At 63.1% G+C, this 22,603-nt stretch carries 16 protein-coding genes; 4 read left to right on the top strand and 12 right to left on the bottom strand.

What is annotated here, in order from left to right; translation table 11 throughout:
* The first annotated feature begins 192 nt into the window (after positions 1 to 192).
* Positions 193 to 1,134 carry a glycosyltransferase family 2 protein gene (locus KIH78_RS08280; RefSeq protein WP_219131975.1) on the top strand — a complete coding sequence of 314 codons (942 nt, stop codon included), beginning with the start codon at positions 193 to 195 and terminating at the stop codon, positions 1,132 to 1,134.
* Positions 1,135 to 1,499: 365 nt separating this feature from the next.
* Positions 1,500 to 3,905, top strand: a complete 2,406-nt coding sequence (locus KIH78_RS08275) for a sulfatase-like hydrolase/transferase (RefSeq protein WP_219131978.1) — start codon at positions 1,500 to 1,502, stop codon at positions 3,903 to 3,905.
* Here KIH78_RS08275 and KIH78_RS08270 read toward each other — a convergent pair.
* Complete coding sequence (locus tag KIH78_RS08270; RefSeq protein WP_219131974.1) at positions 3,869 to 4,744, bottom strand: NUDIX hydrolase; 876 nt, start codon at positions 4,742 to 4,744, stop codon at positions 3,869 to 3,871. The genes KIH78_RS08275 and KIH78_RS08270 overlap by 37 nt on opposite strands.
* A gap of 46 nt (positions 4,745 to 4,790) precedes the next feature.
* On the bottom strand, positions 4,791 to 6,752 hold the full coding sequence (locus KIH78_RS08265) for a hypothetical protein (RefSeq protein WP_219131973.1): 1,962 nt from the start codon (positions 6,750 to 6,752) through the stop codon (positions 4,791 to 4,793).
* A 36-nt stretch (positions 6,753 to 6,788) separates the two neighbouring features.
* Between KIH78_RS08265 and rfbB the strand changes: the two genes are divergently transcribed.
* Entirely contained in the window at positions 6,789 to 7,862 is a 1,074-nt protein-coding gene (rfbB, locus tag KIH78_RS08260; protein WP_219131972.1) for a dTDP-glucose 4,6-dehydratase, read from the top strand.
* Positions 7,863 to 8,982: 1,120 nt separating this feature from the next.
* On the opposite strand, the gene glf is transcribed toward rfbB, so the two are convergent.
* The 3 genes from glf to KIH78_RS08245 all read right to left on the bottom strand — a co-directional run bounded on the left by glf (position 8,983) and on the right by KIH78_RS08245 (position 13,165).
* Complete coding sequence (gene glf, locus KIH78_RS08255) at positions 8,983 to 10,170, bottom strand: UDP-galactopyranose mutase (protein ID WP_219131971.1); 1,188 nt, start codon at positions 10,168 to 10,170, stop codon at positions 8,983 to 8,985.
* A 230-nt stretch (positions 10,171 to 10,400) separates the two neighbouring features.
* Positions 10,401 to 11,753 (bottom strand): ATP-binding protein, encoded by a 1,353-nt coding sequence (locus KIH78_RS08250; protein WP_219131970.1) that lies wholly within the window; start codon positions 11,751 to 11,753, stop codon positions 10,401 to 10,403.
* 191 nt (positions 11,754 to 11,944) lie between these two features.
* On the bottom strand, positions 11,945 to 13,165 hold the full coding sequence (locus KIH78_RS08245) for an ATP-binding protein (protein WP_219131969.1): 1,221 nt from the start codon (positions 13,163 to 13,165) through the stop codon (positions 11,945 to 11,947).
* A 514-nt stretch (positions 13,166 to 13,679) separates the two neighbouring features.
* On the opposite strand from KIH78_RS08245, the gene KIH78_RS08240 reads away from it, so the two are divergent.
* Positions 13,680 to 15,026 carry an ATP-binding protein gene (locus KIH78_RS08240; protein WP_219131968.1) on the top strand — a complete coding sequence of 449 codons (1,347 nt, stop codon included), beginning with the start codon at positions 13,680 to 13,682 and terminating at the stop codon, positions 15,024 to 15,026.
* Between the two features lie 3 nt (positions 15,027 to 15,029).
* Here KIH78_RS08240 and KIH78_RS08235 read toward each other — a convergent pair whose 3' ends face one another.
* The 7 genes from KIH78_RS08235 to xylB all read right to left on the bottom strand — a co-directional run bounded on the left by KIH78_RS08235 (position 15,030) and on the right by xylB (position 22,569).
* Positions 15,030 to 15,257, bottom strand: coding sequence for a hypothetical protein (locus KIH78_RS08235; RefSeq protein WP_219131967.1), 228 nt, complete (start codon positions 15,255 to 15,257; stop codon positions 15,030 to 15,032).
* A 397-nt stretch (positions 15,258 to 15,654) separates the two neighbouring features.
* Positions 15,655 to 16,266, bottom strand: a complete 612-nt coding sequence (locus tag KIH78_RS08230) for an SIS domain-containing protein (RefSeq protein WP_219131966.1) — start codon at positions 16,264 to 16,266, stop codon at positions 15,655 to 15,657.
* Between the two features lie 75 nt (positions 16,267 to 16,341).
* Positions 16,342 to 17,232: an ABC transporter permease gene (locus KIH78_RS08225; RefSeq protein WP_420830143.1), complete on the bottom strand. Its 891-nt coding sequence runs from the start codon at positions 17,230 to 17,232 to the stop codon at positions 16,342 to 16,344.
* Between the two features lie 211 nt (positions 17,233 to 17,443).
* Entirely contained in the window at positions 17,444 to 18,445 is a 1,002-nt protein-coding gene (locus tag KIH78_RS08220) for an ABC transporter permease (RefSeq protein WP_219131964.1), read from the bottom strand.
* Positions 18,445 to 19,950, bottom strand: a complete 1,506-nt coding sequence (locus tag KIH78_RS08215) for a sugar ABC transporter ATP-binding protein (RefSeq protein ID WP_219131963.1) — start codon at positions 19,948 to 19,950, stop codon at positions 18,445 to 18,447. The genes KIH78_RS08220 and KIH78_RS08215 overlap by 1 nt, the downstream gene beginning before the upstream one ends.
* A 43-nt stretch (positions 19,951 to 19,993) precedes the next feature.
* Positions 19,994 to 21,031, bottom strand: coding sequence for an autoinducer 2 ABC transporter substrate-binding protein (locus tag KIH78_RS08210; protein ID WP_219131962.1), 1,038 nt, complete (start codon positions 21,029 to 21,031; stop codon positions 19,994 to 19,996).
* A 47-nt stretch (positions 21,032 to 21,078) separates the two neighbouring features.
* Entirely contained in the window at positions 21,079 to 22,569 is a 1,491-nt protein-coding gene (gene xylB / locus KIH78_RS08205; RefSeq protein WP_219131961.1) for a xylulokinase, read from the bottom strand.
* Positions 22,570 to 22,603 lie beyond the last annotated feature (34 nt).

Here is a 22,603-nt window from a genome sequence, read left to right as displayed (position 1 = left end):
CGCANGATGGAGATTCGACGAACATTCCGCGTGCGCTCGGTGAAAACGCGGAAGCCTCCATCGTTGGTGTGCCATACTGGTCCCCGTCCGTAACGGCGCGGCCTGTCCGCTCCGTGGACCCGGCGACGCAACCGCCGACGACGTCCGAAGCGAAGCGCGACGGCCGCGTCGAGTCTTCGACCGGGGAGTTGCATGCTGCTGACCACGCCGCCTGACGCGCCGAACACCCTGCCTGTGGTGTCGGTGGTCGTTTCGGCCTCCAATGCGCAGGATGAGGTGCGCTACGCCGTGGATTCGGTGTTGCGGCAGAGTCACGCCCGGCTTGAGGTGCTGCTGGTCGACGTCGGTTCCTCCGATGCCACGCCCGCGATCCTCGACGAGTACGTACGTCGCGACGACCGCGTGTCCGTGCTGCACGTGCCCGCGGTTTCGCCCGTCATCGCGCCTGCTTCCGACGCGACGTCCGCCGACGCACTTCCTTCCGTTACGTCCTCCCCCGACGCACTTCCTCCCGTCACGTCGTCCCCCGACGCCCCGTCCCCCATCGGCCCGTCCGCCGACGCACCGACCGCACCAACCAACCCAACCGTCGCAGTCGTCCTGTCCGACCCGAAGGATGCCGTCATTCCGTCCCTGCCGTCGTCGTTCTCCGGTTCGCCGCGGTTCGCCGCGTGGAACGCCGGCCTGGACGAGGCGACCGGCGAGTTCGTGATGCTCGTGGACAGCACGGACATTCTGGACCGTCGCGCCGTGGAGCTGTTGTTGCACGCACTGACGCGCACGGACGCGGACATGGCGAAGGGCCGTCGCGACCGGTTCGACGCCGCCGACCTGTACGAGGTGGCGGAGGTCGCGGCCGCGGGCGCCCGCGAGCCGGACCATGTCACCGTCACGCCGAATCCGCTGCACGCGTATGAGAACGTGTTCCGCAAGTGCGTGCGGTACGCCGGCGGCATGTTGGGCCGCGACTGGGACTCCCTCTGGTTCGATGAGTCCGTGTCCTGCCGTCTGTACCGGCGTGCGATGTGGGAGGATCTGCGATTCCCCGCGTCCGACGCCATGCGCGCCGCGTTGTACGGGCGCATGCGTGCGATGGCCGACGTGGATGCGACGCTCGACTACCGGCGTGCCTGATTCCCGTCATGGGCGCCCGACGGCGTAGCCTACTTCCGGCATGCCGAGCGCTTTTCAGATGAAGTTCAGGTGAATTCGTCCCGAACCTGTTATTACAATGCACGCGTACGTTGTTAATGCAGTTGGATGGGTGAACGGTCGTGGAAAACCTCGAGAGCAATGATGCCGAAACGCGCGAGGCGATGAAGGAGAACACGGACGCCGGCGAGAGCACGGACGCATCCGAGACCGACCAAACGTCCGAACCTATAGAATCGGACGAAACCAGCGAACCAGCCCCCGCTCTCACGCCCGATTCTTCAGAATCGGACGAAACGGACGTATCCGAGACCGACCAAACGTCCGAAACTATAGAAACGGGCGAAATGGACGCGACGGAACCCCTGTCTGCGCTCGATTCTATAGAAACGGACGCAAACAGCGAACCAAACCCCGCTCTCACGCCAGATTCTATAGAAACGGACGAAACGGACGCATCCGAGACCGACCAAACGTCCGAACCTATAGAATCGGACGAAACCAGCGAGCCAGAACCCGTCCCTACGTCCGATTCTGAAGAAACGAGCACCGAACCGGACACGGCGGACGCCTCAGGGGGGGGTCTGCGCGCACGCGTCGCGGCGCTGGCGGCACCGGTCACGCAATCCAAGGCGTGGCGGGGCGGAGCTCGCGCCGTGGCCGTGACGGCTCCCATCGTCAAGGCGATCGTCGCGACGTGGCGCAAGCGCCCGAAGTGCCCGTACACGCTGTACGCGCTGGTGCTCGCGCTCGTCGACGCCGCTTCGGTGCTGTTCATCCAGTGGGGCATGTATTCCGAACCCACGTATGACGACCCGAATTCGGTGGATGAGACCACGAAGCTGCTGAACAGCGTGCGTGGCCAGCTCACGCGGTTCGTGGCGCAGATGTGGATGGAGCAGCGGTACGTGTGGCTGCTCAACTTCGCGGCGCTGGCCATGATCTATCTGGTGCTGGTGTTCCTGTTCAACCGGTTCTGGGTGGCCACGGCGGTGTTCGCGATCATCACGTCGTCGTTCGCGGTGGCGAACAGCATCAAGCTCCAGCTGCGCAACGAGCCGATCATCCCCTCGGATCTGAGCTTCCTGTCCAGCGGCAACGGCGGCGAGATCTCCTCGTTCATCCCGAAGGACTCCGAAGCCCTCGTGCAGGGCACGATCACCATGCTCGTCTGGCTCACCGTGGCCTGCCTGATCATCCAGTTCCTCGACGGGCGTCGCTGCGTGATCCCGTTCCACTGGTGGCGTCCGTTCCGGAACGTGAAGACCATCATCGGCAATCTCACACGCTTCGTGGCGTTGGGCGTAAGCGTGGCGCTGCTGCTCTCGTTCGCCGGCAATCTGGGTTCGCCGGGCGCGTGGTCGTACGAGTGGGCGCAGCGCATGGGCGATTCGCCGCGCCTGTACAACGCGGCGGAGGACGCGAACGTCAACGGCCCCACCGTGAACTTCCTGCGCCTGTCCCGCCCGAAGATCATGGACAAGCCGGACGGCTACAGCAAGGACGCCATGGAGGCGATCGCCGCCAAGTACGCGAAACAGGCCAAGGCCGTGAACAAGACGCGTGCGAACGAGCTGACCGACAGCACCGTCATCATGATCCTTTCGGAGACGTTCTCCGACCCCACGCGCGTGCCCGGCATCACCATGTTGGAGGATCCGATGCCGAACATCCGCGGCATCAAGAACGCCACCACGTCCGGCCTCATGCTGTCGCCCGGCTACGGCGGCGGCACGGCGAACATCGAATACCAGACGCTCACCGGCCTGGACCTGGCGCTATTCGACGATTCGATGCAGTCCATGTATCAGGAGCTGGTGCCGCATCAGAAGAGCCCGTACTCGTTCAACCAGATCTGGAACCAGCGCTACGGCAAGACCGGTTCCACGGCGTTCCACCCGTACTACAAGAACATGTATCTGCGCGACGGGAACTACAAGCGCTTCGGCTTCAACAAGTTCTATACGTTGGACAGCACGCCGGCCATCACGCATCAGGACCGCGTGGACAACTCCCCGTATGTGAGCGACGCCGCCTCCTACCAGAACGTCATCGACCAGATCAACGCCGAGACGCATCCGCAGTTCGTGCAGCTGGTCACCATGCAGAACCACATGCCGTACAGCGGCTGGTACAACGACAACCAGTTCGACTGGGCGAACGTCTCCGAGAATCTCAGCGACGACGAACGCTCCCAGATCAACACGTATGCGAAGGGTGTGAGCATCACCGACCAGTCCACGGCCGACTTCCTCAACCAGTTGAATGCCATGGACAAGCCGGTCACCGTCATCTTCTACGGCGACCATCTGCCGGGCATCTACCAGACCGCCTCGCAGAGTCCGGACAACGATCTGGCGCTGCACCAGTCGGACTGGTTCATCTGGTCGAACCAGGCGAGCGCCTCCGCGAACGTGAAGCTCGATCCGGCCGCCACATCCTCGAACGTCACGTCGCCGAACTACTTCATGGAATTGGCCAGCGAGCATATGAACGCGAAGGTGTCGCCGTATCTGGCGTTCCTCGCCGCCGCGCGCATGCAGGAGCCGGCGTTCGAGCGTCTGGTGCTCGGCGCGGGCGGCTTCTCGACGGACACGTCCACCACGTACCTGGATGCGAACGGCGGTGTGGTGAAGCCGCGCAAGTTCGACGCCAAGACGAAGCGCCTGATGCGCGAGTACCGTCTCATCCAGTACGACATGACGGCCGGCAAGAACTATCTGGCCGACACGTCGTTCTTCGACGTGAAGTAGGCCGTCGCAGTCGGCGCGTCCGATGCGACGGCCGCGACCGCGTATGCGGCCAGCGTGATGCCGTCGACGATGTCGCCCCGCGCGATGAGCGTCCGCATCCCGCGGGCCGTCACCCACCGCAGGTTGTCGAGCTCCCAGTCGGTTGCGACGCGGTTCGCGCCGGTCCCGTTCGTGCCGGTCCCATTCGCACCGTCACGGCTTGCGGCGTCTTGCTCCCCGACGGTTTGCCCCGTCGCGTTGTGTTCCCCGACGGTTTGTCCCGCGACGGCGTGCTCCGGCAGGTCCGTCTCCCGCACGTCGATGCGGGCCACGGCGATGACGTCGCGCAGCATGCCCGTGTCCGCGTGCATGGTCTGCAGGACGGTCACCCTACGTTCGTCCACCACGATGCCGGTCTCCTCCGCGAATTCGCGCGCGGCGGTCGCCTCCATCGTCTCGCCGGGCTCGCCCATGCCGCGCGGGAACTCCCATTCCCACTCGCCGGTGGTGGCGCGCCAGTGCCGGGCCAGCAGGTAACGCGGCTCCCCCACGTCACCTGCGTCGCCGAGCACGGCGACGCAGACCGCGCCGGGCCGGCCGCCTTTGACGGACGCCATGTGCAGCGTGAGCAGCTGCCCGGTGGCGCGCACGCGCGCCGCCGCGGCCGTGACGCGGAAATCGGCGCCTCCCGGCGCCTCGCGGAACACCTCACGCTCGCCGAGCATCTCCAACGGCGGCTGCGGATCGCGCACGTCCAAATCGTCCCGCGCATCCCGCGAATTCCGCACGTCCGCCGCACCGTCCGCACCTGTCATTCCGTCCGCGGCCGCGTCGCCGCATGCGCACACTTCGTCAGTCATGCCTTCCATTATCCGACGCCGCACCACACGACGCCGCCCCACCAGCTCACCCCATGTACACGACGGTCGTCGCACTGGAGTACACGCCGCGCAGCCACTGCACGGCGTCGATGATGTTCGGCACGATGCCCACCACCCATGCCACACCCACCAGGATCCAGATGGGCGTGTGGTTGTCGAACCACACGTTGTCCGCCATGGCGGAGACGAACGCGAGCGCGGCGGCCACCCCGCCGCCGAACAGCAGGCTCTTCGCGTCGCCTACGAGGCTTTTCTCCTCGCCTGCCTGTTCCACCGCGTACGCCACGTTGTGTGTGGCGCGCTGGTTGCGGTCCATTCTGAGCACGTCGTGGAGGAGCCATCGTCCGCATCGTTCCAGCCGGCGCCGCACCCGCGGACGGTCCGCCCCATCGCGTTCCGACGCCGCGTCGTCGTCCGGCGTGCAGTCGCGCCATCGCGCGATGGTGCCGCGCGACTCGTAGCAGAACGTGGCAAACCGGATGTACGGCATGCCGCCGAGGATGCGCGTGATGTCGCCGGCGAGCATGAGCGAGGCGCCGCGCGAGGAGCGGCCCACGATCTGCTCCACGGAGTTGGATGCGATGTCCACGGCGATGAGCTGCGCGCCAAGGTGCGTGGCCATGGTCTGCTGGTAGACGAGCTGGTACCAGTCGTGCAGGAGCCGTTTGCAGCATTGCCCGTAGCGGAAGCCGTCCCGCGGCGCGTCCGGCAGGTCGCTCCGCGCGATGAGCGCGAACGCGTCCGAGCGTTTCGGCGTGTCCAGCACGTCGGCGAGGACGGTGAGGAACGGCTTGCCGCGCGTGTCCATCGTGTCCGTCTTCGGCAGATCCGCGAGCAGCCGTTCACGGAAACGTCTGCGTTCCAGCGTTTCCCGGGCTTCCCGCGTCTCCCGAGTCTCCCGGACTTTCCGCGTCTCCGCCGTCTCCCGCGTCTCCCGGGCTTCCCGCATCTCCTGCGTTTCCGCCGCCTCGCCGCTCTCCGCCGTCGTCTCCCCGAGCCGTTTCATGCGTTCCGCCTCGCTGCGGCACGTCTCGACCGCCGACGCCGGCAGGCCGCAATGCTCCAGGATGCCGGCCGCGTAAGCGCTGCCGTACTGTCTGAGGTAGTGGTCGAAGCCGGCGCTGCGGACGCGCGCCTGCACGGCCGGGTCCTTCTGGCTCTCGTAGAGGGCAAGGCCTTCGCGTTCGGCGTCGATCCACTCCCGCCATCGTTCGCCGAGGAAGCGACACCGGTCGGCGACGTCGTCGCCTGCGGTGCCGCGCGTACCCGCCGTCGCGTCGGTCCGACCGTCCGACGTCGCGACGGCGCCGTCAGTCTTCGCACGCAGCACACGCGCCATCATGCGGGCGATGGCGCCCGCCTTCCCGTCGCCGTCGTGCGTATGCGGGGCCGACGACGCGTCGTCGGCCTGCCGCAGTTCCTCGGTGAACGTGCGGTACGCGTCGGCGTCGAGTCCCAACGCGTCCTCCGCGGTGACGGTGACGTCGCCCAACGCGCTGTATTCCAATGGCCGTATCGTGTACTGGTCGTCGTCGCCGGCGCACGCGAGGTCGGGACGCGACCTGCGCACGTCGCCGACGGTCCTGACGGTGAATTCGAGCAGGCAGCCTTCGAGCGTGGGGGAACGTCCGGAGACGATGATGGCGGGACCGTCCTTGTACGAGGTGCCGACGATGCCGTTGACCGTGCGCGGGCCCAAGGCGAGGAAGAAGACGCCGTCGAAGAGCTGGGCGTCGGTGAGCATGATCATCGGACAGTACAGGTAGGCGGTGCGGATGATGCCGGCGAACCTCGTGGCGAATTCGGGGTAGTCGTTGAGCAGACGCTCACCCACACGTATGGTCCGGTTCTTGAACCAGAGCCGGTCCCAGCCGGGGACGGACCGTCCGGCGCGGAGGTCGTCCGCGATGCGCTCCCACAGGCCGCGCTGCTCGGTGGAGTCGAAGTTCGTGATCATGGTGGCGTATGCACGTCCGCTTGCGCTCATGTCCTCCAGTGTATGCGCTCCGTTACGATAGGCCGTATGAACGATTGCGAAGAAAGGGACGGAGCCGCGTTCGTCCCGCGGCATGTGCTGGTGACGGGCGGGGCCGGGTTCATCGGCGCGAATTTCGTGCGTTGGGTGATGCGCGAACAGCCGGACGTGCATGTGACGGTGTTGGACAAGCTCACGTATGCGGGCAAGCGGGAGAGTCTCGAGGGATTGCCCGAAGACCGGTTCACGTTCGTGCATGGCGACATATGCGACGCCGCATTGGTGGAGCGCGTGGTCTCCGGCGAATGGTTCCGCGGGGCGGCTCCCCTGCCGCCCATCGACGCGATCGTGCACTTCGCGGCCGAATCCCACAACGACAATTCGATTCTGGACGCCTCCCCGTTCCTTCGCACGAACGTGGACGGCACGTACGTGCTGTTGGAGGCGGCGCGCAGGCATGACTTGAGGTTCCATCACATCAGCACGGACGAGGTGTATGGTGACCTCGCGCTGGACGAGCCGCGCCGGTTCACGGAGGAGAGCCCCTACCGGCCGTCGAGCCCGTATTCGGCCTCGAAGGCGGCGAGCGACCATCTGGTGCGCGCATGGCATCGCACGTACGGGCTCAGGGCCACGATCAGCAACTGCAGCAACAACTACGGCCCGTACCAGCATGTGGAGAAGTTCATACCGCGGCAGATCACGAACATCCTGGCCGGCATCCGTCCGAAGCTGTACGGGCAGGGGCTGGCGGTGCGCGACTGGATCAGCGTGGAGGACCATTGCTCGGCCGTGTGGGCGATCCTCACGCGCGGGCGTATCGGTGAGACGTATCTGGTGGGCGCGGACGGCGAGATGAGCAACATCGACGTGCTGCGCATGATCCTCCAGCGCATGGGGCGTCCGGCGGATGATTTCGACCATGTGGCCGACCGCCCGGGCGGCGACAAACGCTACGCGATCGACGCTTCGAAGCTCATACGCGAGCTCGGTTGGCGGCCGCGGTTCACGGATTTCGCCGAAGGCCTCGACGAGACGATCCGCTGGTACGAGACGCACGAAGCCTGGTGGCTGCCGGACAAGCAGGCCACCGAAGAGAAGTACCGGCTGCAGGGCCACTGAGCGGGCACTGAGCGACGACCATTGAACCTGGACGTCGCGGCGGCGTCGGGCGGGACGGGTTGTCTGACGTGGGAACTGTGGTTGTGTTGTCGTGGTCGTGGCAGGTCGGTGTCCGATGAGCCACCGTTTCGTTTGTGCGGGCGTGGGGCGTGCGGGCGAATATGTGGCGTGGCTTATGTGGCTGCACGACGATGCGATTGCACGACGAGACGTGTGGATATGCGGCGTGATATGTTCGGCCGCGTGTACGTCGCGGCCGGAGCTGTGCTGTGCTATGTCAGGTTCTTCGGAGGAGCGTGTGCTTGTGCTCGCATGGCCATAACAGCCTGGTGTCCGATGAGACACCGCCTCGTCCGACGGATGGCGGTGTGGCGCGATTGCATCGGCGGTGCGGTGTGTGCGATGTTGCGCGTCGGGTACAGGTGGACGTGCGCATGACCAGGTGAGACGGCGACGTGGGTCGGACGTGCGGCTGGGTGAGGCTGTGCGGCCTGAAGCATGACGGGCGACGTTGTGATGGGCCGGATGTCTTATCGGACACCAAGTTGTGATAAGCCGGAAGTCTTATCGGACACCGGGCCGCGATAGGCCGGGAACCTTATCGGACACCAGGTTTGTGATAAGCCGGGTGTCTTATCGGACACCGGGTTGTCATGGGCCGCGGCGGTTTTATGCCCTGCCGCCATACGTCCGGGCTTCGTTCCGGATGACCAGTGGCGGCAAGGATTGGCCTTCTACGCTTCTATGCGGTTATTCTCCCGCAGCAATCGCACGTCCGATTCGGATAGATTGTCCAAACGAATGAACCTCATGACATCGGCATCCGCCACTTTATCCGCCTTTCCGCCACGAATACGCTCCGGCCGACGCCTGAGCCGGATCTCATCAGGTGCCGCAATCACCGGCATTCCGCCATCGGTATGCCCCACACAAGTCCAATTGCACGATGCGCAACCCACAACGCACAATGCCGGTGGGGAGACGCACGGAAGCACCGCACGTCTCCCCACCGGCACTCATGCAAAGCAGGACGCAGACCCGACCGGACGTCAGCAAACAGGCGTAACCGAATCGGCCGGTCGCCCCATCAGCCGAACCCAGCCGAACCCAACCGAACTACTCAGCCGAGCAGCGGGGCGACCTGCTCCTCGTACGCGGTCAGCGCCGTGTCGATGACGTTGTGCATGTCGTAGTACTTGTACGTGCCGAGGCGGCCGCCGAACACGGTCTTCGGTTCGGCCGCGGCCTTTTCGGCGTAACGCGCGTACAGGGCCTTGTCCTCGTCGGTGTTGATCGGGTAGTACGGTTCGTCGCCGCGCTCGGCGAAACGGGAGTACTCCTCCCACACGACGGTCTTGTCCGGGTTCTGCTGGTCGCGACGCTCCGGGTTGAAGTTCTTGAATTCGATGGCGCGGGTGTAGGGCACGTCGGCGTCGGAGAAGTTCATGACGGGGCAGCCGAAGTGGTCGCCTTCGTCGTAGCGGACCTCCTTGAAGTCGACGGTGCGCCACTTGAGGTCGCCGAGCTCGTAGTCGAAGTAGCGGTCGATGGGGCCGGTGTACACGACGGGCACGCCGGCGGCCTGCAGCGCCTTCTTGTTGTACGGCTGCGATTCGTCGAAGAAGTCGACGCCGAGTTCCACGGTGATGCGCGGGTCGTCGATCATGCGCTCCATCCACTTGGTGTAGCCGTCCTTGGGCAGGCCCTCCCACGTGTCCTTGAAGTAGCGGTTGTCGTAGTTGAAGCGCACGGGCAGGCGCTTGATGATGTCGGCGGGCAGTTCGGAGGGGTCGGTCTGCCACTGCTTGCCGGTGTAGTTCTTGATGAACGCCTCGTAGAGCGGGCGGCCGATGAGCTGGATGCCCTTGTCGTTGAGGTTCTGCGGGTCGGTGCCGGCGAGTTCGCCGGCCTGCTCCTCGATGAGCGCCTTGGCCTGGGCGGGCGTGTACGCCTTGCCGAAGAACTGGTTGATGGTGCCGAGGTTGATGGGCAGCGGGTAGACGACGCCGTCGTGCGTGGCGTACACGCGGTGCACGTAGCCGGTGAATTCGGTGAAGCGGTTGACGTAGTCCCACACGCGCTTGTTGGAGGTGTGGAACAGGTGGGCGCCGTACTGGTGGATTTCGGCGCCGGTCTCCTTGTCGAAGTAGGAGTAGGCGTTGCCGCCGATGTGGTTGCGCACGTCGATGATGTGCACGCGTGCGCCCGCGTGCTCCACCGCCTGCTGCGCGATGGTGAGGCCGAACAGGCCCGCGCCCACGATCACGAGGTCCGGGTACTGCGGGTTCTGCTGCGTGTTGTCCGCCATGGTTTGTCCTTACTGCCTTTGTCTGTTCTGTGCGGTCTTCCGATGGGTGCCCGCGGCGGCCGGCCGATGTCGGCCGTCGCCGTCGTCTCGCGCGTCCGTCCGATGCGCGGGGGCACGGTTGCGTTCCATGGTACCGCCGCGCCCCGATACCGTCCGACGGAACCGCACACGCCGCCTGTGCGGTTCGTGCGGTTCGTGCGACTCATACGACCATGGAACGGCGGAACGTCCTACTCGTCCAGCAGCCAGCTCCACGCCGACACGACGTCGATGCGCCCTTCCGGCACGTCGATGACCTCTCGCTGATCCGCGGTGACGATGGTGCCGGAGTCGAGCCCGAAACGACGCATCGCAGCCTGAAGGGCCCGGACTTCACGAAGACGCGTTGCTCCGTCATCCAACGCCCAGCAGACCTGAATGAGTTTCGAAGCCTGCATGGTCAGCGCATCGCCGACGATGAAGTCGATTTCATGCCGGCTGCCGTTCTCCTGGAACAGGAGACGCGAAACCGAACCATCGCGATGCCATCGGATGTCACGCCTGAGTTTAAGGAACACTGCCGTCTCCAAACGTTGGCCCCGTTCTTGAGCAGCGGATTTGGAGAACGCCACGAACATGCCGGGGTCCACGGCATAGACCTTCGCTGCGGATCTGGAGTTCGCCGACAACGCCCGCGAAAATTCCCGTACCGGAAACAGCAGGTACGCCTCTTCGTAGTAGCCGAGCAACGAGGCGAGCGACTCACGGGACACGCGAAGCCCGCGACCGGCAAGTTGATTGGCCGTCTTGTTGATGGACAGCTCGCGTCCTGAAGAGGCGAGTGCCTGCGCAAGGAACGCCGATGCCGCGACGGGGTTCCGGACACCGTACCGGTCGATGACGTCGCTGGACAATGTCCTTGTCGCATACTCCTGCAACAGGGATATCGCATCCGGCATGCCGAGCGACTGCACGGCGATGAATCCTCCACGCTCGAGATATCCGTGAAAATGGTGCCGCAGACGGGCGGTTTCGTTGAACGTGAACGGTTGCGATGACGTCACCGCCATGTCCTTGTCATGGAATCGCACGTATTCGGAGAAGCTCATAGGGAAGAGTTCACGCGGCAGTGCACGGCCGCGGAACTCCGTGGCGACTTCACGTGACAGCATCTTCGACGATGATCCCGTCACGTAGATCGTCGCGTTGAGCGTGTCCACGAGGCGCCGCAGGAACATGCCCCAATCGGGGACTTCCTGAATCTCGTCGAAGAACAGGTATATGCCGTCCTCACGCGCGTGGGGGTGCAGTTCACCGTATGAGTCCAGCACGTCCTGCAGCAGCTCCGGGGTGAACGGCTTCAACCGTTCGTCCTCGAAGTTGAAGTACAGCATCCGGGAAACTGGCACTCCGGCACGCTGAATGCGCCGCATCTCCTGGAACAGACGATAGGTTTTGCCGCATCGGCGCACTCCCACGACGGTACGAACAAGATTTCCCCGCTTCGGTTCGGGGACGTCGCCGAGATCGAGATCACGCCGGAACACTTCGGGGATGCCGACCTCCTCCCATTCCCGGATGATTCCTTTGACCAATTCACTCACGGTCATCCTCCCGTCACGACATCGCCCACGACAACCACGGCGCGTACGAAATACACACCTGCAAACCCATTCTTGTCTTACTAGATAGCAAGTTTTATATAAATCTTGTCGTCTAATACGACAAGATTATGATACATCCTGCTCCGTCACGCGACAAGACGTAATCCGCGCCCCGTGGGAGCTCCGTCAGGTCACGACCGGAGCCAGTCGATGACGTTCGCGATGCGGATGCCTTCGGCGGTGACGCCGGTGCTGAACCGGTCGAGGGTGAGCACGGTGCGTGGGAACGCGTCGGTGAGGCGTTGCAGCGGGGCGAGTTCGCGCTGCCGCGTGTGTTCCTCGGTCATGTTGAGGGTGACTTGGATGTAGTGCGTTTCGGCTTCCCGTTTGGTGACGAAGTCGATTTCGCCGTCGTTCGCGGCGCCGATGGATACGGCGTATCCGCGCCGCCGCAGTTCCGTGTAGACGATGCCTTCGAGCTGCGCGCCGCGGTCCGATCCGTTGAATCCGTTGGTGAGGTTGCGGAATCCGTTGTCTACCGGATAGTACTTGCGCTGGGGGTGCAGGAGCTGTTTGCCGCGTAGCCGCGCCTGTTCGCAGCCGCTGATGATGTACGCCTGCTCCAGCGCGTTGATTTGGTTTTCGACGGTGGCGTACGCGATGGTCTGCCCGGCGCTTCTGAGGGTGTTGACGATGTTGTTGACGGAGAGCAGGTTGCCGGAGGTCGCGAACAGGTATCGGCTGAGTTTCCCCAGTGCGGCGATGTCACGTATGGCGTATCGACTTGCCACGTCTTTGATGACGACGGATTCGTAGATGGCGGACAGGATTTCGCCCGCTTTCGTTCGGTCCGGCTCGCCGGCGACGTACAGGCCCGGCATGCCTCCGTAGGTCATGTAGTCGGCGAAGAGCCGGTCCTCGCTTCTTTCGGGGTGCGTCTGCGTCATGTGGGTGGCGTATTCGTCGAACGACAGCGGGTATACGTCGATGGAGACGTAGCGTCCTGCGAGGTATGTGGCGAGTTCTCCGGAGAGCAGGTAGGCGTTGGATCCGGTGATGTAGACGTCGGTGTCCGGTCTCGTGTGGAGTCTGCGTACGACCTGTTCCCACCCCGGCACGTCTTGGATTTCGTCCAGGAAGACGTAGAAGGCGCCGGGCCCGGCTTGTGCGACGGCCTGTTGCAGTTCGTGATGGAGGTCTTGTGCGGAGTATCCGATGGGGATGTCGAAGGAGTCGAATCTTCGGCTGAATATGTTGGTTTTCGGAACGCCTTCGTCGATCAGCGATTGCGCGTAACGGTCCAGCAGGGTGCTTTTGCCGCAGCGGCGTACGCCTGTCAGCACTTTGACTTCGGGCGTGTTCCGGTGGGATTCCAGCACCGTCATGAGATGTTGCCGCGTGAAGTAGTTCATTCGTTCGTCTCTCCCGCCGATTCATTATCAGTACACTAGAAATCCAAGCAGGATTTCTTATTGTTTTATAGTATACTATAAAATCAACATCGCATATGCATGCATTTCGAGTACAGTATAAATCTGCACCTACGTCCAAAAGCACCACGCCCATCGCCCGGCAGGGCTTCGTTCGTCAGGAAAACCGCACGGAAAGTGCTCGGACGAGCACGCATCCCAAGGTGCAGTGACACCCCTGTGTCAATGTTATGGTTTTTGCTATGTCAATGTTATGGTCCTTGCTACGTCAATGTTATGGCAATGATCCGGCCTCGAGGGCAAGGCCGGGAGCCGCATTCGTCAGGAAAATTGCACGAATCAGCAAATGTTCGTCAGGAAAATTGCACGAAACGCCGATTTGTTCGTCGGAATAATTGCAGAAATCGCCGAATATTCGTCAGGAAAATTGCATCGTAGCGGTATGTTCGGATATCATGCACATGATGCATCAACCCGGAACGGAAGGTGACAACGCATGCGCAGAGACATCATGATGCGGCTTGAAGCATGGACCCATTCCGCACGACGCAAGCCGTTGGTATTGTGCGGAGCCAGACAGGTCGGCAAGACCTATGCGCTTCGCGAGTTGGGGAAGACGGCATATGATTCCTGCGCGTACGTCAACCTCATGAGCGAAGCCGCCAAGGCGGTGTTCGCGCCAGGATACGACGCGCATCAAGTGCTTGAGAACATCGGCATTCTGACCGGGGTGAACATTGTCCCCGGCCGCACACTGATCGTCATCGACGAAATCCAAGAGGATCCCCGGGCATTGACGCTCATGAAGGCGTTCGCCGAGGAGCTTCCCGAGCAGCATGTGGCCGCAGCCGGATCGTATCTGGGACTCGCCTACCATGCGGGCGCATCGTTCCCCGTGGGCAAGGTCGACATGTTGGACATGTATCCCTTGACTTTCACCGAATTCCTCGACGCTTGCGGTCTCGAGGCATTGTCCGGGATGGTCAGGGCATTGGATTTCACCAGAGCGGCGGCGTTCTCCTCCCAATTGGAGCGCGCGTTGCGCCGCTATTACTATGTGGGCGGCATGCCGGAGGCGGTGGCCACTTTTCTGGAGGGGAACAACGACTACCGGGCGGCACGGCGGGTGCAGCGGTCCCTGTTGTCGGATTACGAGTATGACTTCTCCAAGCATGCCGCCAAGGCGTCGGATCTTGACTCCGAACGTGTCAGACTGGCGTTCCGGTCCATTCCTGCGCATCTGGGAAGGGAGAACCACAAATTCATCTTCGGTCATATCGCGCCCGGAGCCCGAAGGGCGCAATATGAGACCGCCATCCAATTCATTGTGGATTCCGGACTGGCGTATCGCGTCTACCGGGTCGACAAGCCGCAACTGCCGTTGCGTGATTATGAGGATCTGTCGGCGTTCAAACTGTACATGCACGATGTCGGCCTGTTGGGCGCCGCCATGGACGTCGATGCACGCGACGTATTGATGTCCAACAAGGCGTTCGAGGAGTACAAGGGGGCTTTGACGGAACAGTACGTCTGCCAGCAGCTTGTGGCCGCAGGCCGCACCCCATACTATTGGACCTCCGGCAAAGGCAGCGCCGAAGTGGACTTCATCACCCGCCGCGACGGCAGCCCGGCACCGCTCGAGGTCAAAGCCGAGGAGAACGTGCATGCCAAAAGCCTGCGACTGCTCTGCGCGCAGACGGGGCTTCACGGATACCGGTCCTCCATGCGGGGGTTCCGGGAGCAGGATTGGCTGACCAACGTTCCCCTATGGGCTGTAGGCCCCTATTTCTCCCCCGACAACGATCCGGCGAACGCCATACCCGACGACGACATCGAAATGTAGCGCTCAGGACCATCGCTCCATATGTGGCGAAACATGCGAGGACAGGCGCACCTGTTCGCCGTCGTCGACATGGCCTTTCCAGCTCAATGCCACGTTCCCGGCGACCTTGTCTCCCACGGACACGGTGAACCGGTGTTCCAGAATCGCGCTGGTGGAGTGGATGGCAACAGGGTTGTCGCCGGCGTCGAGGTCTTCATGCGCTCTCGTCAGTGGGATTCGACGTGTCGCCATCCCTGTCCGACACGCCAGCGACAGGCACCGACTCAGTCAAGACCGCGACTTTCCTCAACTTTCCATTTCGCCGATTTTGTCGTCGCCAATTACCGTCATAGCTCGCAGTATCGTTGTATTCTCAACCTTTAACCGTGCTTGACACTGCATATGCTAACTTTCCTTAACTTTCCTCATACTCACGTATTGCACGAGACGAGGTAACGCCGTTGGGCTCACCGGGGAAATTGCAGAGCGACCCGTTCTCGTGCACGGATAACACAACACAACTCACGCCACCAACAAGCCACCAACGGCAAGGGGTTGGGTGGAAGCCCGTTGACGGGCTTCCACCCAACCCCTTGCCATCTCACGTCACCACGACGCAGTCGCACACCATCACGTACCGCCCGGTCCGTCACTCGTAGTTCCGATGGCGGGCCGCCATGTCCGGATAGGTGATGCCGTTGCGTTCGTGCAGTTCGTAGATGATGGCGTCGAGCAGAATCCACGAGGCGGTTTCCCACAGCGTTCCCATGGGTTGCGTGGTGGGCACCAGGTCGCCGCTGCCCTTGTAGACGGATGCGGGGATGAAGATCACCTCGTCGGCGAGGTTCGCCGCGTCGCTGTCCGGCACGCCGGTGACGCAGATGACGGTCGCACCGGTCCGTTTCGCGAGTTCTGCGATGGTGAGCAGGTGGGCGATTTCGCCGGATCCGCAGGTGAAGAAGAACACGTCGCCTTCGTGCAGCGCGGGCGCGGTGTCGTCCCAGACCCAGTGGCTGTCGTACCCCAGGTGCATCAGTCGCATGCAGAACGCGCGGCAAGTCAGTCCTTCGCGTCCCACGCCTGCGCAGACGATGCGGTTGGCGGATTCCAGTAGCGGAATGACCGTTTCAAGGTCCGCATAGTCCACGCGTTCGAAGGTTTCGCGCAGTTCGTCGAGGATGTGTTCGACTTTGGCGGCGCCCAGCGTCTCCTGCGACGTTTCGGCTGATGCCGTATCTGTCGTTTTGTTTGTTTCGCTCATTGTTCCGTTCCTTTCCGTTCGATTCGGTTCACCACGTCGGCCGTTGCGACGTACGTTGCGCCGACCGCCCGCCGGTCATTGCGCCGTCGCCGTCGGTTTGGCTGTGACTGGTTTCGTCGCTGTCGGCCGACCCACTTTGCGTGCCGCGCTCCAGAGTTCCAGTCCCCGGCTGAGCACCATGACGATGATGAGCGCCGCACCCCATGCGAGGTTCTTGACGAACGGGGAGAAGTTGAGGATGGTGAAGCCTGTCTGGAGTACTTGGAGCATGACGACGGCGAGGAGGAGGTTGCCGAAGCGGCCGCGGCCGCCGAAGGGGTCGAATCCGGCGAGCACCACCACGAGCAGCGCCTGCAGCAGGTAGGTTTCACCGAATCCCACACGTGCGGAGTTGACGCGCGCCACCATCACCATGGCGGCCAGTCCCACGAAGACGCCGGCCGCGGCGTAGGTGAGGATGAGCGTGCGGTTCACGCGGTGACCGGAGAACAGTGACGCCACCGGGTTGGATCCGTAGAAGTAGAGTTCACGGCCGTAGCGCGTGCGGCTGGTCACCCATCCGACGATGGCGTAGCAGACGAGTCCCAGCAGGAACACCACGGGAATACCGGCCACGGTGGCGATGCCGAGCGTGGAGTAGCCGTCCACATAGACGCCGATGGATGAGCCGTTGGTGGCCGCGGAAGCCACGCCGGTGAACAGCAGCTGCGTGCCAAGCGTGGCAACGATGGGGTTAACACCGGCCAGGGAGACCAGACATCCGTTGACTACGCCGCACAACACGGTGGCGAGGATGCCGAGCGCAACGGCCAGGGCGATGGACGTCCCCGGTGATCCTGCGCGCCCGGTTTCGCTGCCGGAAAGCATCCACGCGATGATGATGGCGGACACGTTCATGTTGGCCACCACGGAGAGGTCGATGCCGCCGGTGAGCATCACGATGCCCATGGCGAGCGCCAGGAACATGAATTCGCCGATTTGGAATCCCATGGATTGCAGGGTGCCTATGTTGTACAGGGTGTTGCCGAGCAGGATGTAGAACACCAGACAGACCACGAGCACGGTGCCGTACAGCACTTTGCTTGGGCGGTCCACGCCGTGCCACCACGCGGCGAGCGGGTTCCTCTTGGTTTGCTGCTTCTTGGCTTGTTGCGTTTCCTTTGCCATGCTGATCACCTCATACCAGGAAGGACATGTTGCGGCGGTTGCGGCGTTTTTCGCCGTAGTAGATGGCGACCACGGCACAGACCATGACCGCGCCGATGAAGAGGCTGTTCCAGGAGGATTGGATGCCGAGGAACACGAGCGTGTTGTTGAGCAACTGCACGAGGGCCACGCCGAGGAACGTACCGAACAGGGTGCCGTAGCCGCCGGTGATGCGCGTGCCGCCGATGACCACTGCGGCAATGACGGTCAGTTCGGTGCCCATGATGCTGGTGGGGTCTACGAATTTGAGGTTCGCGAACGAGATGATGGCCATCAGCGCGGCGAGCACACCCATCAGCGGGTAGATGAACAGTTTGATTTTGAGCGGGGAGAGGCCGGCTCTGCGGGCGGATTCTTCGGAGTTGCCGATGGCGTAGATGCTGTGTCCCAGCGTGGTGTGGTTCATGATGAACCAGATGACCACGTAGACGAGTACGGCGATGAGGAAGAATCCGGCGATGCCGCTCTGCTGACCGTTGCTGGTGAAGGAGATGATGTTCCACCGGCCGAAGGCGAGCAAGGATTTCGGCATCTGGCTGATGGTCACGGGCTTGGTGCCCACCACGGTGGCCATGAGTCCGTAGAACACGGAGGATGTGCCGAGCGTGACGATGAACGTAGGCAGGGCGAGCCAGTGGATGAGCAGAGCGTTGATGGCGCCCAATAGAGCGCCGATGACCGCGGCGAGCAGCAGGATGACGAGAATGGAGTCGATGCCTGCGTTCACGGCGATGACCACAGAAGTGTATCCGGACATGATGGCCACTGCGGGGAAGGAGACATCGATGCCGCCGGAGATCATGATCATGGTGACGCCTGCGGCGAGAATCGCCATGCCGGTGCCGTTGCGCGTGAGGTCGGCGAGCGTTCCCAGGGTGAGGAAGTTGGGGTTCACGAGGGAGACGACCGCCGCGTACACGGCGATGATGACCAGCAGAGTGATCTCCATGGAGTTGAGCTTCTTGACGTGCATCAGCGTGCTCCTCCTTTCCGGTCGATGTTGCGATAGATGGCGGAGAATCCGGGTTTGAGCTGCGAACCGGACAGTTCCGTGGTCACCGCGCCTTGTACGAAGATGGCGATGCGGTTGCAGACGGCGAGGAGCTCTTCCTCCTCGTCGGAGATGACGAGGATGGCGATGCCTTGTGCGGAGAGGTTGCGGATGATGTCGTAGATCTGCGATTTCGATCCGACGTCCACGCCGACGGTGGGCGAGTCGAGGATGAGGAGCTTGGGTTTGGTGGCCACCCATTTGCCGAGAAGCACTTTCTGCTGGTTGCCGCCGGATAGGGATTGGGCCAGGAGGCTCAGGTCCCGTGTGTTGACTTGGAGGTCGACGAGCGTCTCCTCGCCGATGCGCCGTTCCGCTTTGGCGTCGACCACGCCGAACCGGTTGGAGATTGTGCCGAGTACGCTGGCGGCGCTGTTCTGCATCAGGTTGCGGTCGAGGAAGAGGCCTTCGTTGTGGCGGTCTTCGGGTACGAGGGCGATGCCGTTGGCGATGGCGTCGCGCGGGTTGCCGATTCTGACCGGTTCGCCTTCGATGGCGATGGTGCCGCCGGTGACCTGGTTGAGCCCGAAGAGGGTGAGCGCGGTTTCGGTACGTCCGGAGCCGAGCAGTCCGCTCATGCCGACCACTTCGCCGGGTTGCACGGCGAGGCTCACGTCGGTCACCCGGGAGGCTTTGACGTGGGTCATTTCAAGCACCGGTGCGGCGTTTCGGTCCACGTGGTCTTCGGGAGTGCCGAATTCCACGTCCCGGCCGGTCATGAGCGTGGACAGTTTACGACTGTCCAGTTCGCTCGCCCGGTAGGTGCCGATGACCTCTCCGGAGCGGAACACGGTGATGCGGTCCGCCACGGAGAACACTTCGTCGAGTTTGTGGGAGATGAAGATGACGGAGACGCCGGAGGCCTTGAGCCCCTCGATGGTGGCGAGAAGGCTGTCCACTTCGGTGGAGGTCAATGCGGTGGTCGGCTCGTCCATGAAGATGACCTTGGCGTCCAAGGCCAGGGCGCGGGCGATGGCGACCTGCTGCTTACCTGCCATGGACAGATTCTCCACACGTTCGTCGAGGTCGAGCTTCGCGCCGATGCGGTCGAGGGCACGATGGGCCAGTTGGTCGGCGTATCGCGGGTTGATGAGGGAGCGCCGGTGATGGACGTGCTCGGGCAGGCAGATGTTGTCCCGCACGCTCATGGTGCCGAACAGCGAGAGGTCCTGATGGATCACCGCTATGCCGAACCCGATCGCCTGCCTGGCGGTGAGGTTGGGATAGTCCTGGCCGTTCACCGTGATGGTGCCGCCGTCCGGCTGCAGTACGCCGGAGAGGATCTTCACGATGGTGGATTTGCCGGATCCGTTTTCTCCGGCCAGGCAATGCACCTCGCCTTCGGCGATGTCCACGTTCACGTGCCTGAGCGCGTGCACGCCGCCGAAGCTTTTGGAAATGTCCGTCGCACGCAGTTGCACGTTCATCACCTTGCTTCCTGATTGTTGGTTGATTATGCGACCGTGCCGATTAGAACGGGTACTTGCCGTCCGCGTAGTCGCCCTTCTTGAGCACGAGCGGGGCGTTGCCGTAGACCTGATGGCCTTCGACGGTCACGTCGCCGTAGCCGTCGGCCTTGAGGTCGTCACCGGTCTTGGCGTCCGTGCCCTTGACCTTGTTGTAGGCGAGCTGGAGCGCGGCGTAACCGGCGTCTGCGGGACGCCAGGTCTGCGCGTACTGCACCCAACCTTCGTCGATATACGGCATGTCCACGGAGGGGATGCCGAGCGAGGAGACGTACACGTTCCTGTTGTTGCGTTCCTTGAGCACGGCGGCCATGTTGGAGCCGGCGGAGACGGAGGTGCCGAAGAATCCGGTGATGTCCGGGTGGGCGTTGAGGATCTCCGTGGCGACCTTGCGCGCGGTGTCGTCGTCGTTGTTGTCCTCGTAGGGTTCGTCGGAGACGAACGAGATGTCCGGGTAGTTCTTGTTCAGGTAGCTCTTGCAGGCGTTGTACCAGGCCATATGGGTCTCCATGGTCTTTGAGCCCACCACGGCGGCGAGCTTGCCCTTACCTCCCATGCCTTCGGCGAGCGGCTTGCAGAAGGATTCACCGAAATCCTTGTTCTGGAAGGCTTCGATGTCGTAGTCCACGTCGTCGGCGATGTTGCTGGCTTCGTGCGCCACCACGACGATGCCTTTGGCCTTGGCCTGCTTGATGACAGGCTTCAACGCCTGCGGGTCATTCGGTACGACGACGATGGCGTCCACGTCTTGTGAGATGAGGTCGGAGACCATCTGCACCTGCTTGGCGGAGTCGCCGGAGTCCGGGGCGATCTGCTTGACGTCGACCTTGCTGCCGTTGTCCTTGCCGAATTGCTCGACGCCGGTACGCATGTCGTCGAACCACGGGATGCCTTCCTGCTTGGCGACGAGCACCATTTTGACAGTGTCCCCGTTCGAGGCGTTGTTGCCGCCGACGAGGCCTCCTCCGCCGCATGCGGTCAGCGGCGCGAGGAGCGCGACCGCCAGTCCGGCGGCCATGGTGGTCTTCAGTGTGTTGCGCATCTTCTGTCTCCTTTGATGTGATGTGCGTTTGATTGTGGTTGCGTTGTTCAGTTATGGTGTGGGGCTTCGCCGGAGAATCGTCCGGTTGCGGCCTGGGCTTCGTGCTGGCGCATGAAGCGTGACGAGACTTCCTGGAAGCGTTCCAGGATGAATGGGGCGTAGTCGCAGATGTAGTCGCTGGACATGCGGGAGGTCCATGCTGGTGGCTCCGCGCCTCCGTTCAGCATCCATGCGGCTTGCCGCGCGGCGCCGTCGGCCACGTATTCGCTGTATTCGGGCACGCTGACCGGCAAACCGAGCACTGATGGCGCGATGCGGCGTACGGCTTCGGATTGGGCGCCGCCTCCGATGAGGTTGATCTTGGTGACGGGGATGCCGAGTTTCTGGAAGGCGCGTACGCCCACGCCGACTCCGCACAGCATGCCTTCGATGGCGGCGCGGGCGAGGTTCGATGTGGTGAGGTTCTCACAGGTGACGCCGTGGATGGATCCGGTGGCGTCCGGATAGTTCGGAGTGCGTTCTCCTTCGAAGTATGGGAGCACGACGAGCCCTTCCGCTCCGGGCGGGGCGCAGAGCGCGGCCCGGGAGAATTCCTCATGGGTCATGTCGAGCAGTGCGCGGAACGTGTCGATGACCCGGGAGGCGTTAAGTGTGCAGACCAGCGGCAGATAGTTGCCGGTGGCGTCTGCAAAGCCGGTGACGTAGCCTTGCGGATCGTGGGTGGCGACGGTCGAGACGAGCGAAACGACGCCCGAGGTGCCGATGGACATGGCAATTTCCCCGGGTTTGAGCCCCAACCCGAGGGCCGCACCGGCGTTGTCTCCGGCTCCAGGCCCTATGGCGATGGTGTGGCCGTCGATATTGGCTTCGGCAACACGCTGGGAGGGGCCGGCCACTGCAGGCAACACCACTCTGCCGGCGAATTCCTTGCCGGCGGCGAGCTCCAGAAGATCTCGCCGGTATTCGTTGACGTCGGAGGAGAAGTATCCGGTGCCGGAGGCGTCCGAACGGTCGGTGGCAAGCGTTTCGATGTCGCCTCCGCCGAGGAGGTCCCAAGTCAGCCAGTCGTGAGGCAGAGCCACGGCGGCGGTACGCGCCAGGTTGGCGGGCTCATGTTCGGCCATCCACCGAATCTTGGTGACGGTCAGCGAGGCGACAGGCACGCTGCCGACCATGTCGGCCCAGCGTTTCTTGCCTTCGTTGGAATCTCCTGAGCCAAGTTCGGCGATGAGGTTCGCAGCGTCCGGCGCGGAGCGTGTGTCGTTCCATAGAATGGCGTCGCGGACGATGTCGCCGTGGTCATCGAGCGTGACCATGCCGTGTTGCTGTCCTGCCACGGAGAGGGCGACCACGCCGTCCAGACCGCCGGCCTGCTTGACGGCTTCGTCGAATGCGGAGCGCCAGATTCGCGGGTCGATCTCCGTGCCGCGGCGATGCCGGGCTGCGCCTGAACGCACGAGTTTACCGGTATGCAGGTCACGGATGACCACTTTGCAGGATTGCGTCGATGAGTCCACGCCGGCTACGAGTTGTTGCATATGTCCCCCTTCAACGTCTTCGTTGGAGTGATTC

The organism is Bifidobacterium saguinibicoloris (genome assembly GCF_019331725.1).
In the GTDB taxonomy this organism is placed as follows: domain Bacteria; phylum Actinomycetota; class Actinomycetes; order Actinomycetales; family Bifidobacteriaceae; genus Bifidobacterium; species Bifidobacterium saguinibicoloris.
Note: the sequence above shows the minus strand (reverse complement) of the source record. Positions and strands in the feature narration are given on the sequence as shown.